Origin of the sequence: Hymenobacter siberiensis, assembly GCF_018967845.1 — a bacterium.
In the GTDB taxonomy this organism is placed as follows: Bacteria; Bacteroidota; Bacteroidia; order Cytophagales; family Hymenobacteraceae; genus Hymenobacter; species Hymenobacter siberiensis.
Genome location: NZ_JAHLZZ010000001.1, coordinates 4626744 through 4642341 on the forward strand (window position 1 = coordinate 4626744; position 15598 = coordinate 4642341).

Annotated in this window: 12 protein-coding genes; 3 read left to right on the top strand and 9 right to left on the bottom strand. The window is 60.9% G+C overall.

Annotated features, from left to right (window positions below; genetic code table 11):
* Positions 1-75 precede the first annotated feature (75 nt).
* Positions 76-1602 (top strand): glucose-6-phosphate dehydrogenase, encoded by a 1527-nt coding sequence (gene zwf / locus KQ661_RS20320; protein WP_216690224.1) that lies wholly within the window; start codon positions 76-78, stop codon positions 1600-1602.
* A gap of 100 nt (positions 1603-1702) precedes the next feature.
* Positions 1703-2428 (top strand): 6-phosphogluconolactonase, encoded by a 726-nt coding sequence (gene pgl / locus KQ661_RS20325; RefSeq protein ID WP_216690225.1) that lies wholly within the window; start codon positions 1703-1705, stop codon positions 2426-2428.
* Between the two features lie 123 nt (positions 2429-2551).
* On the opposite strand, the gene KQ661_RS20330 is transcribed toward pgl, so the two are convergent.
* The 9 genes from KQ661_RS20330 to purH form a co-directional block, all read right to left on the bottom strand.
* Positions 2552-5755: a TonB-dependent receptor gene (locus tag KQ661_RS20330; protein ID WP_216690226.1), complete on the bottom strand. Its 3204-nt coding sequence runs from the start codon at positions 5753-5755 to the stop codon at positions 2552-2554.
* A 339-nt stretch (positions 5756-6094) separates the two neighbouring features.
* Positions 6095-6973: an EamA family transporter gene (locus KQ661_RS20335; RefSeq protein ID WP_216690227.1), complete on the bottom strand. Its 879-nt coding sequence runs from the start codon at positions 6971-6973 to the stop codon at positions 6095-6097.
* On the bottom strand, positions 6973-7731 hold the full coding sequence (gene rpiA / locus KQ661_RS20340; RefSeq protein WP_216690228.1) for a ribose-5-phosphate isomerase RpiA: 759 nt from the start codon (positions 7729-7731) through the stop codon (positions 6973-6975). Before rpiA ends, KQ661_RS20335 begins: the two co-directional genes overlap by 1 nt.
* Before the next feature lie 84 nt (positions 7732-7815).
* Positions 7816-8532 carry a 3-ketoacyl-ACP reductase gene (locus tag KQ661_RS20345; protein WP_216690229.1) on the bottom strand — a complete coding sequence of 239 codons (717 nt, stop codon included), beginning with the start codon at positions 8530-8532 and terminating at the stop codon, positions 7816-7818.
* Positions 8533-8649: 117 nt separating this feature from the next.
* Complete coding sequence (mrdA, locus tag KQ661_RS20350) at positions 8650-10509, bottom strand: penicillin-binding protein 2 (RefSeq protein ID WP_216727883.1); 1860 nt, start codon at positions 10507-10509, stop codon at positions 8650-8652.
* Positions 10510-10642: 133 nt separating this feature from the next.
* Positions 10643-11170 (bottom strand): hypothetical protein, encoded by a 528-nt coding sequence (locus tag KQ661_RS20355; RefSeq protein WP_216727884.1) that lies wholly within the window; start codon positions 11168-11170, stop codon positions 10643-10645.
* Positions 11167-12105 (bottom strand): rod shape-determining protein MreC, encoded by a 939-nt coding sequence (mreC, locus tag KQ661_RS20360; protein WP_216727885.1) that lies wholly within the window; start codon positions 12103-12105, stop codon positions 11167-11169. The genes KQ661_RS20355 and mreC overlap by 4 nt, the downstream gene beginning before the upstream one ends.
* Positions 12106-12250: 145 nt before the next feature.
* Positions 12251-13276: a rod shape-determining protein gene (locus KQ661_RS20365; protein WP_168673580.1), complete on the bottom strand. Its 1026-nt coding sequence runs from the start codon at positions 13274-13276 to the stop codon at positions 12251-12253.
* A gap of 299 nt (positions 13277-13575) precedes the next feature.
* Positions 13576-15111 carry a bifunctional phosphoribosylaminoimidazolecarboxamide formyltransferase/IMP cyclohydrolase gene (gene purH, locus KQ661_RS20370; RefSeq protein WP_216690233.1) on the bottom strand — a complete coding sequence of 512 codons (1536 nt, stop codon included), beginning with the start codon at positions 15109-15111 and terminating at the stop codon, positions 13576-13578.
* Between the two features lie 184 nt (positions 15112-15295).
* Between purH and KQ661_RS20375 the strand changes: the two genes are divergently transcribed.
* The gene (locus KQ661_RS20375; protein ID WP_216690234.1) at positions 15296-15577 is read left to right on the top strand and encodes a hypothetical protein; all 282 of its coding nucleotides are present in this window, start codon (positions 15296-15298) and stop codon (positions 15575-15577) included.
* The last annotated feature ends 21 nt before the right edge of the window (positions 15578-15598 follow it).

Below are 15598 nucleotides of genomic sequence, written 5' to 3' on the forward strand. Positions count from 1 at the left end.
ACGGTCGTGCAGCGCGCAGCGAAGCACGACGAGCAGATACTACCGTAAAAACCAGCCATTCCCGCTTTATTGGCAATGAACAACAACCATAATATTAAGCCCACCGTTTTCGTCATCTTCGGCGGCACCGGCGATTTGAACGCACGCAAGCTTTCGCCGGCGCTGTATAATCTGTTCCTCGACGGCTGGCTGCCTGAGCAGTTTGCCATCATCGGCACGGGCCGCACCAAGCTCACCGACGCGGAGTTTCGCACCATTCTGCTAGCCGACCTCAACGAGTTTTCGCGCAGTGGCAAGGCCAAAAAAGAGGCCTGGGACAAGTTCTCACCACACATTTACTACCAGGTATCCGACGTAAAAATGCCGGCCGCCTACGAGGAATTCAGCCAGCGCCTTTCGGCCTTCGAGCAGGAATGGAATGCCCCGGCCAACGTGATTTACTACCTGGCGGTGGCCCCGGAGTTCTTCCCCATCATTGCCACGGGCATTGCCCAACGCCACACCAAGGACGACCCTACCCGGGTTCGCATCGTGATTGAGAAGCCCTTCGGGCACGATTTGGAGTCGGCCCGGGCACTGAACAAACTGTTGGCCCAAAGCTTCCAGGAGTGCCAGATTTACCGCATCGACCACTACCTGGGCAAGGAAACGGTGCAAAACATCATGGCTTTCCGCTTCGCCAATGCCATCATGGAGCCGCTCTGGAACCGCAACAGCATCGAGCACGTCCAGATTTCGGTGACCGAGCAGTTGGGCGTGGGCGACCGCACCGGCTACTACGACGGCTCGGGCGCGCTGCGCGACATGATTCAGAACCACTTGTTGCAGCTGCTGTGCCTGGTGGCCATGGAGCCACCCGTGAATTTCACGTCCGACGAAGTACGCAACCGCAAGGTAGACGTGCTGCGCGCCATGCGCCGCTTCACGCCCGAGGAAGTGCGCGAGTCGGCAGTGCGCGGGCAGTACGGCGCGGGCTGGATTGAGGGCAAGGAGGTGCCCGGCTACCGCGAGGAAAAGGACGCCAACCCCGCTTCCAACACCGAAACCTTCGCGGCCGTGAAGTTTTTTGTGGATAACTGGCGCTGGCAGGGCGTACCGTTCTACGTGCGCACCGGCAAGCGCATGCACCGCTCGGCGTCCATCATCAGCATCCAGTTCAAGGACGTGCCGCACGTCATCTTTCCGCCCGAAACGGGCGAGAGCTGGCAACAGAACCGCCTTGTTATCAGCATTCAGCCCGAAATGAGCATCCGCCTGCAAGTGCAAGCCAAGCGCCCCGGCCTCGACATGATGCTGAACACTGTGGACATGGTGTTCGACTACCATGGCACCTACGCCGCCGAAGCGCCCGAAGCCTACGAAACCCTGCTGCTCGACGCCATGCTCGGCGACCAGACCCTATTCATGCGCGGCGACCAGGTGGAGGAAGCCTGGGATTTGGTGATGCCCATCCTCAACTCCTGGCAGGGCCGCCCCAGCCTCAATTTCCCCAACTACTCGGCCGATTCGTGGGGTCCGGAAGTGGCCGAGGCCCTCATTGCCCGCGACGGTTTCCACTGGTTCACGCTACCGCTGAAAAGTAACGACAAGAAAAAAGCGTAGTAGCAGTAGCCCGCGAGATACTTCAGTCGCGCCCGGCATGACGGTCCGGATTAAGCACCTGCACTCAGCTCCTCCTTCCCCTAATCCCTGAAAATACCCCATGCACCTACACATCCAGCCTACCATTGAGGCCACGCTGCATGCCTTGGCCGATTATTTTGTGGCCCGTGCCGCCGATGCCATTGCTGCGCGCGGCCGCTTTGCCGTGGCCCTGTCGGGCGGCAGCTCGCCCAAAAAGCTTTATGAGCTGCTGGCTTCGCCCGCCTACCGCGACCAGATTGACTGGACCAAAGCGTACTTCTTTTTCGGCGATGAGCGCAACGTGCCCCGCACCGACCCGCAGAGCAACTACCTGATGGCCAAAACGGCCCTGCTGGCCCCGCTCAACATTGCCGACGACCACGTTTTCAGCTTCGACACGGCCCTACCGCCAGCCGAGGCGGCGAAGGCTTACACCCAGACAATCAACCACTTTTTCAGCCCCAAGCCCGCCCGGCTCGATTTGATTTTACTGGGCTTGGGCGATAATTCGCATACGGCTTCGCTGTTTCCACATACCGAGGTATTGCAGGCCACCGTGGCCGAGGTGCAGGCCGTATTCGTGCCCGAGGTAGACATGTTCCGCCTTACGTTCACGGCGCCGCTCATCAACCAGGCCAGAGCCGTGGCCTTCCTTGTTTTTGGGGCCGATAAGGCGGCGGCCGTGCGCCGGGTGCGCCAGGGCCCGCGCAACACCGAGGAGTTTCCGGCCCAGCTCATCACCCCTTCGGCAAACGAGCGGCATTGGTTTCTGGATGAGCCCGCAGCGGCCGTTTTGACCCGCTAAGCTCAACAACAAAGACAACTATATAGCAGACGAGCAATCGCATACGATTCCGGCTACTCGCAGACGCAAAAGGGCCCCGGCGATATTCGCCGGGGCCCTTTTGCTGGTCGCGTGGGTCGATACCTAGTCGAAGATGTAGCGCACGCCCACCTGCGCACGCCAGCGGCTGGTCAGGTTGGTATCGGTGAAGAAGGTCTGGTTGCCGCCCCGGAAGGTATAGGCAGGCGTATCGGCAGAAGTGCCGGTGCCGTAGGCAGCCTCGATGAGGCGGTTGTTGCCCACCAGCTGGCGGTTGCCCCAGCTGCGGTTCAGCAGGTTGCCGAGGTTGAGAATGTCGAACGACACTTGCAGGGTATTCTTTTTGCCGCCGCTGGTGGTGAGGATGAAATCCTGCATCAGCTTGGCGTCGAGCTGGGTGTACCAGGGCGAGATGGCCCCGTTGCGGGCGGCGTAGCCGCCGCGGTTGCTGCTCAGGTAGTCGTCCTGGTTGATGTAGGCGTCGAGTTGCTGCCACTGCTGGGCGGCCGTCACGGTCTGGCCGGCGGCGTTGGTGTAGGGCACCAGGTTAATCTGGCTCTGGCTGGCTGGCACGAAAATCAGGTCGTTGCCTTCGATGCCGTCACGGTTCAAATCGCCGGCGTAGGTGTAGCTGAAGCGGTTACCCTGGCCGGCTTCAAACACCAGCCCGAGGGTAGTACCGAGCTTGTTATCGGCATAGGAAAAGCGGCGGCCGGCGGCGGCAATGATGCGGTGGCGCAGGCCAAAGTCGCTGTACGAGAGCTGGGGCTGGTTGGGGTTGCCCACCACGGGCAGGCGCTGGAAGGCATCACCGGCAATCTCGCCGGGGTTCGAGGTGAGGTCCTTGGCCAGCGAGTAGGTGTAGGCGGCCGAGGCGTAGAAGCCGCTGGTAAACTCCTTGCGCAGCTGCCCGGTGAGGGAGTACTGGTAGCCCTGGTTGGTGTTTTGGAGGCCGATTACGCCCGCATCGAGGAAGGTGAACTGGCCGTTGGGACCGGTGAAGGAGTTGAGGCGCGGGCCGCTGGCGGGATAAATCTGGCGGTTGTCGGCCCCGGTTAGGCGCTGGGTGGGCGTCACGAGGTTGTAGTTGCGGTGCACCACGGCATTGATATCCTTCGAATAGATGGCCTCCAGCGTGCCGATGATGCCGCCGGGCAGCTCCTGGTCGATGGCCAGGTTCGAGCGCCATACCTGCGGAAACTTGAAGTCGCGGCCCGTCGAGTTAATCTGGAAAGTGTAGAAGTCGCCAAACGAGGCGTTCGAGGCCTGGTTCGAAATCCACACAAACGGGATGCGGCCGGTGAAAATGCCGGTGCCGCCACGCACCTGGGTTTTTGCCCCCTCAGCCTGCGAGGTATAGTTGAAGCCCAGGCGGGGCGAGAACAGCGGCGTAGACTTGGGCAGCTCTGATACGTCGACCTTGGTGGGGTTGCCGTTCGGGTCGTTGAAGGTAGCCGCCGAAATCTGGGCGTTGGCCGCCACCGTGGTGCTGTAGATGGGCATATCGGCGCGCACGCCCAGCGTCAGCTTCAGGGCCGGGTTCACCTGGAACTCGTCCTGCACGTAGAGGCCCAGCTGGGCCACGGTCACGTCGACCTGCTTCACGGGCAGCTTGGCACCGGCGGCGGCCTGGGCATTCAGGTCCATAAAGCTGGGCTGGCCGGGACGGGTGTTGGCGAAGAAGTCGCTCAGCTCCATGCGGCCGTAGCCGTAGCGCTGCAGGTTGAAGCCGTTCACGAACTGGAACCGCTCGTAGTTCACGCCCGCCGTGAGGATATGGGCGCCGGCGAAGTAGCTCAGGTTATCGGTCAGCTGCAGAATATTCTGGTCCAGGGTATTATTGGCCGAAAACTGCTCGGTGCCCACCGTGGTATAAGTTGTGCCACCCTGCGTAATGTCAATCTGCGGGAAGAACTTGCCGGCGGGCAGCTCGCGGAAGTCGCGGAAGGCCGAGAAGCTGGCCTGCGCCTTGTTGCTGAACTTGCCGTTGCCGAAGCTGCTGTTCAATTCGGCCACCACCGAGTTCAGGTTGTTGTTGATGGTGTAGCCCGAGTTGGCAAACTGCAGGGTATTCACGCCGGGCACCCGCGACGAAGGCGCGATGGCAATGGGGTGCGGGCCCTGCTCGCGGTAGCTCTTCAGGTAGTTGTAGCGGATGGAGAAGGTGTTCTGCGGGTTGATATTCCAGTCGATTTTAGCCAGAATCTTATCCGAGTACGTGCGGTAGTTGAAGCCCTGAAAGTCGCCGGGGTCGTAGCCGTACACCGACGTCAGCCGGTCGCGGATGGCCTGCAAATCCGAGGCCCGCGCCCGGCTCACGCCGGTGAGCTGGCCATTCTGGGCGGCAGTGGCCTCGGCCGCGCTGCTGGCGGGCCGGAAAGTCTGGCCCGGGTCGGTCTGGCGGGTCAGCTCGGCATTAGCGAAAAAGAACAGCTTGTTCTTGATAATCGGACCACCCAGGGCAAAGCCTGTCTGGTTGAATTTCAGGCTGGGGTTATCAATGGTCGCGCCTTCCACCTTGCTGCCAATCAGGCCCTGGTTGCGGAAGTAGGTGTACACCGTGCCCTTGATTTCGTTGGTGCCGCTCTTGGTTACGGCGTTGATGCCGGCCCCCGTGAAACCGCCCTGGCGTACGTCGTAGGGTGCCAGGCTCACCTGAATCTGCTCGATGGCGTCGAGGCTCACGGGCTGCGAGTTGGTCTGGCCGCCGGGCGTGGGCGAGTCGAGGCCGAAGGAGTTGTTGAAGATGGAGCCGTCGAGCGAGAAGTTGTTATACAGCGTGTTGCGCCCACCAAAGCTCTGGCCGCTGGCCTGGGGCGTGAGGCGCGTAAAGTCCTCCTGCGAGCGGCTGATGGTGGGCAGCGTGCGAATGGCCGTGGAGCTGATGTTGGTGACGGCCCCGGTGCGGTCGGGGTTAATCTGGCCGTCGCGGTTGCCCTTCACCACCACTTCATCCAGCTTCTGGCCCTCGCCTTCCCTCAGGGTGATGCGGGTTTCGAAGGTTTTGCCCAGCACCAGCTGCACGTTGTTCTGCACGTAGGTTTCGTAGCCCACGAAGGACACCTTGATTTCGTAGGGCCCGCCAATGCGCATGTTCAGCAGGTCGAACTGGCCATTGTCGCGGGTGCCGTTGCCGTAGGTCGTGCCCGAAGGCAGGTGGGTGGCAACTACCGTCGCGCCGGGCAGCGGTTGCCCCTTACTATCCAGCACCAAGCCCTTAATGGCTGAAGTAGTAACGCCCTGCGCCACAGCCGGCAAGGCACTCGCCAGCATTAAAAATCCCACCAATACGCGTAATAACGTTTTCATAGCAAGCGTCTTATGTGGTTTTCCGAAAATCTTCCCGGTAATCTGGCCGCAAAAGTACGGTAACATACAAGTGATGCATGCATAACATTAATGCCGGATGCAATATATAATATAAACATAATTATACCGTAACATTAAAACCACTCCGATTTCTGTACTGACTGCCTATTTTGGTGCGCAGCCGGGCCCACAGGTACCGAAAGCAGCGATGATAAGCAGGTAGTCAGTAATAAGTAGCCGGTAGTCGGGCAGAAATCAATTTGCTGATTTTCACATAGATGAAGTCTGATTACTGACTACTAATTACTGACTACTACTTAAAGCCCCGCTACCCCGTTCCTATTGCCCGCCCACGGCCGGTACTGGCGGCCCAGCTCCGGCCGCCAGCGTGGCCCCCAAACTGGCCACCACAATAAAGCCCACCGCCAGCCACTGCCCCAAAAGCAGCCGCTCGCCCAGCAGCAGCCAGCCGGATATCGCCGCCGCCACTGGCTCCAGGCTCATCAGAATGCTGAAGGTGCGGGTGGGCAACGTGCGCAGCGCCTGCATCTCCAGCGAAAATGGCAATATGCTGGAAAACAGCGCCAGCAGCCCCCCCAGCAGTAACAAGTGCGGCGTGAGGTTCAGCAAGCTGCCGCTGGCTACCCCAAAAGGCAACACCGGCAAGGCCGCGAACAGCATCCCAATGGCCACCGCCTGCTGGCCCGGCAACACTGCCGCCGTGCGCTGGCCCAGCACGATGTACACGGCCCAGGCCCCGCCGGCCGCCAGCGCAAAAGCCAGGCCCAGGAGGTCAATTCCCTGGCTGTGCCACGGCGCAATCAGCGCGATGCCCGCGGCGGCCAGTAGCGCCCACACCGCATCGGCCCAGCGGCGCGAGCCTGCCAGCGCCAGGCCCAACGGCCCCACAAATTCCAACGTGACGGCCAGCCCGAGCGGAATGCGGGCCAGGGCGAAGTAGAACAGCAGGTTCATCAGCCCGAGGGCCAGGCCGTAGGGCACCACCGCCCGCCACTGCGCCCCCGACAAGCGCCCCAGCTGCGGGCGCACTACCAACAATAGCACCAGGGCCGAAATACCCACCCGCAGGCTGGTAGTGCCCGCTGGCCCCAACACCGGAAACAGGCCCTTGGCAATAGCTGCCCCGCCCTGCACGCTCACAATGGAAAGCAGCACGGCAGGCACCGCCGGAAACGTAAATCGGCCGGAATCAGGCATTACGGCAGCGCCGAAAATGTGGCGGCCGCTACCGCCGCCTGGCCCGGGCGCAGCACCTGCGCCGCGCCGCCCTGCACGATGATGGCGGCCCGCGCCAATCCCAGAAACAAGCCGTGCTCCACCATCCCGGGAATGGTTTTCAGCGTGAGGGCCAACTCGGCCGGATTCTCAATTTTCTCAAAATAACAGTCCACCAGCAGGTTGCCCTGGTCGGATTGGGCCAGGTCGGCAGGGCGCAGCTTGTCTGCCCGCACCACGGGCGCACCGCCCAGGGCGGCCACGGCGTCCATCACCCAGGGCAGGGCGAAGGGCACCACTTCCAGCGGCAGCGGGAACCGGCCCAGCTGCGCCACGGCCTTCGACGAATCGGCCACGATGAGCAGGTAATCGGAAGCGGTGGCAATGACTTTTTCGCGCAGCAAGGCCCCGCCCCCACCCTTAATGAGGCGCAGCTGCGAGTCGAGCTCATCGGCCCCGTCCACGGTCAGGTCGAAGCGCAGGCCGCGCCGGGGCTCCAGCATGGGGATGCCCACGCGGCGGGCCAGCTCATCGCTCGCTCGCGAGGTAGCCGTGGCCTGAATGCGCAAGCCGCCCTCGCGCACCCGCTGGCCCAGCAGCTCAATAAACGGCGCGGCCGTGCTGCCCGTGCCCAGCCCCACCACCATGCCATCGCGTACCCAACCGGCGGCGGTGGCGGCAACGAGTTGTTTTTCCTGAGCGAGCTGATGCTGCTGCTGCTGGGTTTCGGGGCTTGACATGGAGCTTGGAGCGTTTGGTGATAACCAGAAGCGCCCCCGCAGCCAGGCTGCGGGGGCGCTTCGCCAACAATTGGGTGCCCGAAATTACGGGTTTGTCGACCACATACCGGCCTCTTTAATAAAAATGCGACGGTTCAGCTTCAGTTGCGACACCATGAACTCGGCCAAATCCTCAGGCTGCATCACCTTGTCGGGGTTACCGTCGGTGAGCTTGTTTTCGAGGGCCAGTGGCGTGGCTACCGTGCTGGGCGTGAGGGCCGACACGCGGATATTGTGCTTGCGCACCTCCTGCATCAACGACTCGGTGAGGCCCAGCACCGCGAACTTCGAGGCGCTGTAGGCGCTGCTGCCAGCGGCAGCGCGCTGCCCCGACGTGGACGAAATATTGATGATATCGCCGGTCTGGCGCGCAATCATCACCGGCAGCACGGCGCGGGTCACGTAGTACGTGCCCATCAGGTTCACCTGAATGATGTGCTCCCACTGCTCGGGCTCCATCTCCAGAAACTTGGCAAACGTGCCAATGCCGGCGTTGTTGATGAGGATGTCAATGGGGCCCAGCTCCTGGTGGATTTTAGCCACGGCGAGATTCACGGCGGTGCGGTCGGCCACATCGGCCACGGCCGTAATGACAGTGCCACCGGCGGCAATAATCTCGGCCGCTACGGCTTGCAGGTCACTATCGGTGCGGGCCAGTAGGCCTACGTGCACGCCTTCAGCGGCCAGCGCCAGGGCCACCGAACGGCCAATGCCTTTGCCTGCGCCCGTAACGAGGGCGACTTTTCCTTGGAGGGATTCCATGTTTTTTCGGGGGTTGTGAAGGGGTAGAACCAGCTTTGGGGCCGAAAGGTTGGGGCACTTCCGTTTGTCATGCAGAGCGTAGCGAAGCATGACGGTCAGTTTACGTCGCACGTCGTCCTACATCCCGTGCAGATGCTTGGTGAAGTCGCCGTACATCACCCAATCTTCCCAGCGCTTGCGGTGCGGGGCCACTTTGCCGCGGAGGTATTTCTCAATCATCAAACCAGCGGCCGGGGCAGCGCTGGTGCCCCCAAAGCCACTGTTCTCGATGAACACGGCAATAGCAATTTTGGGGTCCTGCACCGGGGCGAAGGCCGCAAAGGTGGCGTGGTCGAAGCCGTGGGGATTTTGCACGGTGCCGGTTTTGCCGGCCATCGTGATGCCGTATTGCGAGAGCGAGGCCAGGTTGCCGGTGCCGCCGTTGCCGTCCACCACCATCTCCATGCCGGGGATGATGTACTTGAACAGTGTCGTGTCCACGGCCGTGTAGTGCTTCTGCTGGAACTCGGGCAGCGGCCCGCCCTGGCCAATGCCGCGCACGAAATGCGGCGTGTAGTAATAGCCCCGGTTGGCAATGGTGGCCAGCACGTTGGCCATCTGCAAACCGGTGATACCGATTTCGCCCTGCCCGATGCTGAGTGAGTACACGTTGCGGAAGCTCCAGCGGTGCTGGCGGTTGTGCTTCTTATCGAAAAACTTCTGGTCGTAGAACTCCGGCGACGGAATCAGGCCGCGCTTTTCCTGGCTCATGTCCACGCCCAGCTTTTCGCCCAAGCCGAAGGACTTCACCATTTTCTGCCACTGCGCCAGCCCAATGTGGGCATCGTCGTACTTGTTCTTGGCCTGCCCGCGCTGCACCACAGCCCGCAGCACCTGGTAGAAATACGGGTTGCAGCTGTTTTTGATGGCGAGACTGACGTTGGCCGGATACTCGTGGCGGTGGGTGCATTTCACCAGCTTCTGGTTGCACTCGAATCCCGTGCTGGGCTGCACCACGCCCAACTGCAAGGCTACCAGCTCATTCACCAGCTTAAACACCGAGCCTGGCGGATAGGTAGCCATCAGCGGTCGGTCGAACAGCGGTCGGTCGGGGTTATTGAGCAGGGTCATGTAGCGGTTGCCCGAGCCCTTGCCCGTGAGCAGCTGCGGCTGGTAGTGCGGGGCCGAAACGAAGGCCAGAATCTCACCCGTCTTGGGGTCGATGGCCACAATGGAGCCGCGCCGGCCCGCCAGCAGCTTCTCCCCATACGCTTGCAATTCTGCGTCGATGCTCAGATGCAGGTCTTGCCCGGCCACCGACAGCGTGTCGAACTCGCCACCGCGAAACTTGCCTTTTTCGATGCCGCGCACGTTCACCATCTTGTACTGCACGCCGCGCCGGCCCATCAGCGTCTGCTCGTAGTAAGATTCCAGGCCCGAGATGCCCACGTTCTCGCCGGGCTGATACTTGGCGTATTTGGGCTTTTCGAGAAAAGCCGGCGTGATGGCCCCCACGTAGCCCAGGGCGTGGGCCAGGTTGGGCGTGCGGTAGGCCCGCGCCATGCGCGTCTGGGTGCGGAAGCCCGGGAAGTCGCCCAGCTTATCCAGAATAACCGCCAAATCGGCCGTCGTCAGGTTTTGCAGGATAGGCGAGGGCTTCACGCGCGAATACTTTTTGGCCGCTTTCAGGCTGGCGCGCAGGTCTTCCAGCGGTATTTGCAGCAATTCGGCAAAGCGGAGCGTGTCGAGCTGCTGCACTTCGCGGGGCACCACCACCAGGTCGTACACCGGCGTATTCTGCACCAGCGGCAGGTTTTTGCGGTCATAAATCAGCCCCCGGTACGGAATCTGCACCAGGCGCTGCAAGGTGTTTTTGTCGGCGGCCAGCTTATACGTCCCGTCCAGCACCTGCATAAAAAACAGACGGGTGAGGAAGATGAGGGCCACCAGTAAAAAGATGCCCTGCACCACGTATTTACGGCCTTCGAGGTATTGCATGGGTAATTTAAATTCTCCCGAACGTCATGCTGAGCCTGCCGAAGCATCTCTACCGCAATAGTAAATAATTACTTGAGCGGTAGAGATGCTTCGGCAGGCTCAGCATAACACTCTATATCAATCAACTAAACAACTAGCTCCTTCCCCGGCGCACCGGAAAAAACAGCAGCTGCACAATCAACAGCGCGAGGCTGGTAAAGAGTGCACTCACCAACATTTTCCCCAGCGTGGTGCCAAAATACCGGAAGCTGCCCAGCTCCAGCAGGAAAAACGCGGCGTGGTGCAGCACTACCAGCAGCGTCATGTACACGCCAAACCACTGCCAGCCCATCTGGTGCACGTTCACGGCGTCGGCGCTGTCGTAGCCGTCGCGCGGGGTGAGCAGGCGCAACACCCACGGCCGCAGAAAGCCCAGCAGCACCGCCGCCGCCGCGTGCAGTCCGCCCGTGTCGTAAAAAATATCCATCGTGAGCCCCATCGCAAACGAGAGCAGGAGCTGCACCACGATGGGCGTGGTGATGGGCAAAAACAGCAAAAAGCCCAGGTAGAAAAAGCACCAGCCCAAATCAAACAGCACCAGCCGGCTGATTAGCAAAACGTGCACGCCCGCATACAGCACGAAGCGCAGCACCTGCAAAAAAATAAACCGCAGGCCGCTCATGGATGCGCCCCTCCTTTCGGCAGCATGCCCGTGTGGGTTTCCAGGGTGTCGCGCTCGGGCTTGTTGCGGTTGGTCACGATGTACACGTAGGTCAGATTGGCAAAATTGACGCCCAGCTTCACCCGGATGGTCCAGAAATTCTTGTCCGGCTCCTTCACAAAGGAGTCGATGGTGCCAATGAAAATGCCCTCGGGGAATACCGAGTTGTAGCTCGACGTGAGCACTGTATCTCCCTTCACCAGCTTGGTTTCGCGCAGCACGTTGTCGAGCAGCGCGTGGGTGGGGTCGTCGCCCTGCCACTTGATGGTGCCAAACGTGCCATCGCGCTTGATTTTGGAGGCAATGCGGGTTTGCGAATGCAGCAGGCTCGTGACGGTGGCATAATGCGCGCTCACCACTTTCACGCGGCCCACTACGCCCCCGGCCGCCACCACGCCCTTACCGGGCACCACGCCATCGGCGCTGCCCACGTTCAGCGTGAGATAGTTATCAACATTATGCAACATATTGTTGATAACCCGGGCCGGAATAAGTGGATAACTCGGGTCGCGGGCCGCCACCAGCTGCTGCCCCAGCAATAAGGTGTCGGGCCTGGTTGCCGGCCGCTGGTAGCGCACGCGCTTCAGCGAATCGGCGCGGGCCGGGGCCAGGGCCACCGAATCGGCCTCGCGGCGCGTCGAATCGGCCGGAAAAAGCTGCTGGCGGAGGGCAGCATTTTCGGCGGCCAACTGCTGGTTCATCTCGGCCAGCTGGAAGTAGTCCAGTATCTGGGTGCGGCGGGCCAGCACCATGCCCGCGTATGAATTGGCCGAATTAAAAAACGCCGCCCGCTGATATGAATTACTGGTAATGAATAAATACAGGCTGATTATTTCCAATAAGCCAAATACCAGCGCCCCGCGAAAGCGAAATAGGAAAAGAAATAGATTCCGCACGGAGGTATTTTACTTTTTATCGGAGAACATAGAACGTCATGCAGAGCGCAGCGAAGCATCTTTACCGCTGTAGTAAATCTGATTACTTACGCAGTAAAGATGCTTCGCTGCGCTCTGCATGACGTTCAACTATTATCATCTTGAGTTACGTCAGCAACACGCCTTTGAAGGCCTGGATGTCCTTAATAGCCTTGCCCGTGCCGCGCACCACGGCGCGCAGCGGGTCTTCGGCAATGTGAATCGGCAGCTTGGTTTTGGCGGCCAGGCGCTTGTCCAGGCCACGCAGCAGGGCGCCGCCGCCGGTGAGGTGAATGCCGTTTTCGTAGATATCGGCCGACAATTCGGGCGGCGAAATTTCGAGGGCTTTCAATACCGCTTCTTCAATTTTAGCTACTGATTTGTCGAGGGCAATGGCGATTTCCGAAAAGGTTACTTTGATAACTTTCGGAATGCCCGTCATCAGGTCGCGGCCGCGCACTTCGTGGTCGGGCGGCGGCACGTCGAGCTCGGTGAGGGCCGCACCAACTTCAATTTTGATGCGCTCGGCCGAACGCTCGCCGATGAGCAGGTTGTGCTGCCGGCGCATGTAGTCGAGAATATCCTGATTGAACACATCGCCGGCCGTTTTAATGGACTGGTCGCACACGATGCCCGACAGCGCAATTACCGCGATTTCGGTGGTGCCACCTCCGATGTCGATAATCATCGAACCGACGGGCTGCTGCACGTCGATGCCAATGCCAATGGCAGCGGCCATGGGCTCCTGAATCATCCAGACTTCCTTGGCTCCGGCGTGCTCGGCGGAGTCGCGCACAGCGCGCTTCTCTACCTCGGTAATACCCGACGGAATGCAGATGACCATGCGGTGCGAGGGCTGAAACAGCCGCTTGCGCGTGTCAATCATCTTAATCATGCCCTTAATCATTTCCTCGGCGGCGTGGAAATCGGCAATCACGCCGTCCTTCAGGGGGCGAATGGTACGGATGTTATCGTGCGTTTTTTCGTGCATCTGCTGGGCCTGGCGGCCCACGGCGATGACTTTATTAGTAGTGCGGTCTTTGGCGATGATGCTCGGCTCATCCACCACGATTTTATCGTTATGAATAATGAGCGTATTGGCCGTACCCAGGTCGATGGCGATGTCGCTGGTCAGGAAATTAAAGAAACCCATTGAGTTAGCTGCAATAAGGCGGAGTCCGGTTTTAGGGCCGGGCAGAATAATGTGCAAAGGTACGGAAGGTTTGCGCGGGGTTGGTGCTACCGCACAACGACCAGCTCCCCTCCTTATTTTAAGGGGGGGGGACATTTCAGCAAAGCTGAAATTGGGGTGGTGCATTGGTCGAACGACGGCCGAACGGCTTGCGCAGGCGTTGCGCCGGCTTCGTTCGACCAATGCACCACCCCCGTTTTTACTTCGCAAAAACTCCCCTCCTTTAAAAAGGAGGGGAGTTTTGTTCAACTGCCTCAGCCTTAGTGCTTGAAATGCCGCACGCCGGTGAGCACCATGGCCATACCCAAATCATCGCAGGCCTTAATGCTGTCGGCATCCTTAATGGAGCCGCCGGGCTGCACCACGGCGCGGATGCCAGCCGCGCCGGCAATTTCCACGCAGTCGGGGAAGGGGAAGAAGGCGTCGGAAGCCATCACGGCCCCGTCCAGGTCGAAGCCGAAGGTGCGGGCTTTTTCGATGGCCTGGCGCAGGGCATCCACGCGCGAGGTCTGGCCCACGCCAGAGGCCAGCAGCTGGCCGGCCCGGGCCAGCACGATGGTGTTGCTCTTGGTGTGCTTGCAGATTTTGCCGGCGAAAACGAGGGCGGCCGTTTCCTCTTCAGTCGCGGCCGATTGGGTCACGGTGCGGAAATCAGCGGCAGTTTCGGTCTGGCGGTCGGCATCCTGCTCGATAATGCCGTTGAGCAGGGTTTTGACCAGCTTCTTCGGGAACTCAACGGGCTTTTGCAACAGCAGAATACGGTTTTTCTTGCTCTGGAGCACCGGCAACGCATCAGCGGCGAAGCCGGGGGCGATAAGGACTTCGAAGAACAGCTGGCTGAGCTCGGCGGCAGTGGCCGCGTCTACCTCCTTGTTTACGATGATGACGCCGCCGAAGGCCGACGTTGGGTCGCAGCTCAGGGCATTCACGTAGGCCTCGCGCAGAGTGGCAGCCTGGGCCACGCCGCAGGCATTGGTGTGCTTGAGAATGGCGCAGGCCGGCTCGCCATCGGTGAATTCGGCCATGAGGGCCACGGCGGCATCCACGTCCACCAAATTATTGTAGCTCAGCTGCTTGCCGTGCAGCTGGTCGAACAGGGCCGTGAGGTCGCCGTAGAACGTGCCGGCCTGGTGCGGGTTCTCGCCGTAGCGCAGGGGCGTGGCGGGCTGGGCGCTGAGGCGGAGGGCGCTACCGGCTACGGCCGTGCCCTGGCTCATGTAGTTGAAAATTTCGGTGTCGTAGTGCGAGGTGGTGGCGAAAGCGGCGGCGGCGTAGTGGCGGCGGTCTTCGATGTCAGTCGCGCCGTTTTTGGCGGTGAGCAGCTCGGTGACGGCCGCGTACTGGTCGCGGCTGCTGATTACGAGCACGTCGCGGAAGTTTTTGGCGGCGGCACGCAGCAGCGAAATGCCCCCGATGTCAATTTTCTCGATGACGTCCTGCTCTTCGGCCCCGCTGGCTACGGTTTCTTCGAAAGGATATAAATCAACCACTACCAGGTCGATGGGCGGAATATCGTGCTGCTCGGCTTCGGCGAGGTCGCCCACGTCGTGCCGGCGGTGCAGAATACCACCAAACACCTTGGGATGCAGCGTTTTCACGCGGCCACCGAATACTTCGGGAAAGCCGGTGAGGTCTTCCACGGCGGTTACTTCGGCACCCTCTTCTTCGAGGAATTTCTGGGTGCCACCAGTGGAGTACAGCGTGACGCCGTGCTGGCGCAATACCTGCACCAGCGGGGCCAGCCGGTCTTTGTGATACACGGAAAGCAACGCAGCGCGAATGGGACGGGACGACATAAAACGGGCGAAAAAACTGGGCATAATTACCGCCACGAAGGTACGCCCGGCCTTAGCCTGCCGTCTGCGGGCAGTGTTACCGAATTATTACCACCGCGCCCGGCGGCTGCAAAATCAGCGCTGGCCGAACACTGCGCCACTTTGATAAGTATAGCAAAGCACCCTGCTTTACCCATTCTAGCACATGCTGACTACCGCGGCCGCTTTGCCCGCTACCGAACCCGGCCCTATTGAAGCGCCCACCCCGGCCGTGATGACGCCTACCGAAGCCGAAGAGGCCGCCGCGCAGCTGGCTCCCCGTCTCTTCGACCAGGCGGCCGCTACCGATGTGGAAGGCGGCTTTCCCATCCAAGAGTTTGGCTGGCTGCACGCGGCCGGGCTGCTCACGGCGGCGCTACCGGCGCCCCTGGGCGGAGCCGGGCTGCACTCGCCGGCGGCCACGCTGCCGCTGCTGCGGGTGTTGTAGCACGTTGGGCGGAGCAACCTA

Bases quoted from the DNA above. Each gene is read 5' to 3' on its own strand.
- rpiA (WP_216690228.1), bottom strand. From the start codon at position 7,731: ATGTCAAGCCCCGAAACCCAGCAGCAGCAGCATCAGCTCGCTCAGGAA.
- KQ661_RS20355 (WP_216727884.1), bottom strand. From the start codon at position 11,170: ATGAGCGGCCTGCGGTTTATTTTTTTGCAGGTGCTGCGCTTCGTGCTG.
- pgl (WP_216690225.1), top strand. From the start codon at position 1,703: ATGCACCTACACATCCAGCCTACCATTGAGGCCACGCTGCATGCCTTG.
- purH (WP_216690233.1), bottom strand. From the start codon at position 15,111: ATGTCGTCCCGTCCCATTCGCGCTGCGTTGCTTTCCGTGTATCACAAA.
- KQ661_RS20345 (WP_216690229.1), bottom strand. From the start codon at position 8,532: ATGGAATCCCTCCAAGGAAAAGTCGCCCTCGTTACGGGCGCAGGCAAA.
- KQ661_RS20375 (WP_216690234.1), top strand. From the start codon at position 15,296: ATGCTGACTACCGCGGCCGCTTTGCCCGCTACCGAACCCGGCCCTATT.
- KQ661_RS20365 (WP_168673580.1), bottom strand. From the start codon at position 13,276: ATGGGTTTCTTTAATTTCCTGACCAGCGACATCGCCATCGACCTGGGT.
- KQ661_RS20335 (WP_216690227.1), bottom strand. From the start codon at position 6,973: ATGCCTGATTCCGGCCGATTTACGTTTCCGGCGGTGCCTGCCGTGCTG.
- KQ661_RS20330 (WP_216690226.1), bottom strand. From the start codon at position 5,755: ATGAAAACGTTATTACGCGTATTGGTGGGATTTTTAATGCTGGCGAGT.
- mrdA (WP_216727883.1), bottom strand. From the start codon at position 10,509: ATGCAATACCTCGAAGGCCGTAAATACGTGGTGCAGGGCATCTTTTTA.
- zwf (WP_216690224.1), top strand. From the start codon at position 76: ATGAACAACAACCATAATATTAAGCCCACCGTTTTCGTCATCTTCGGC.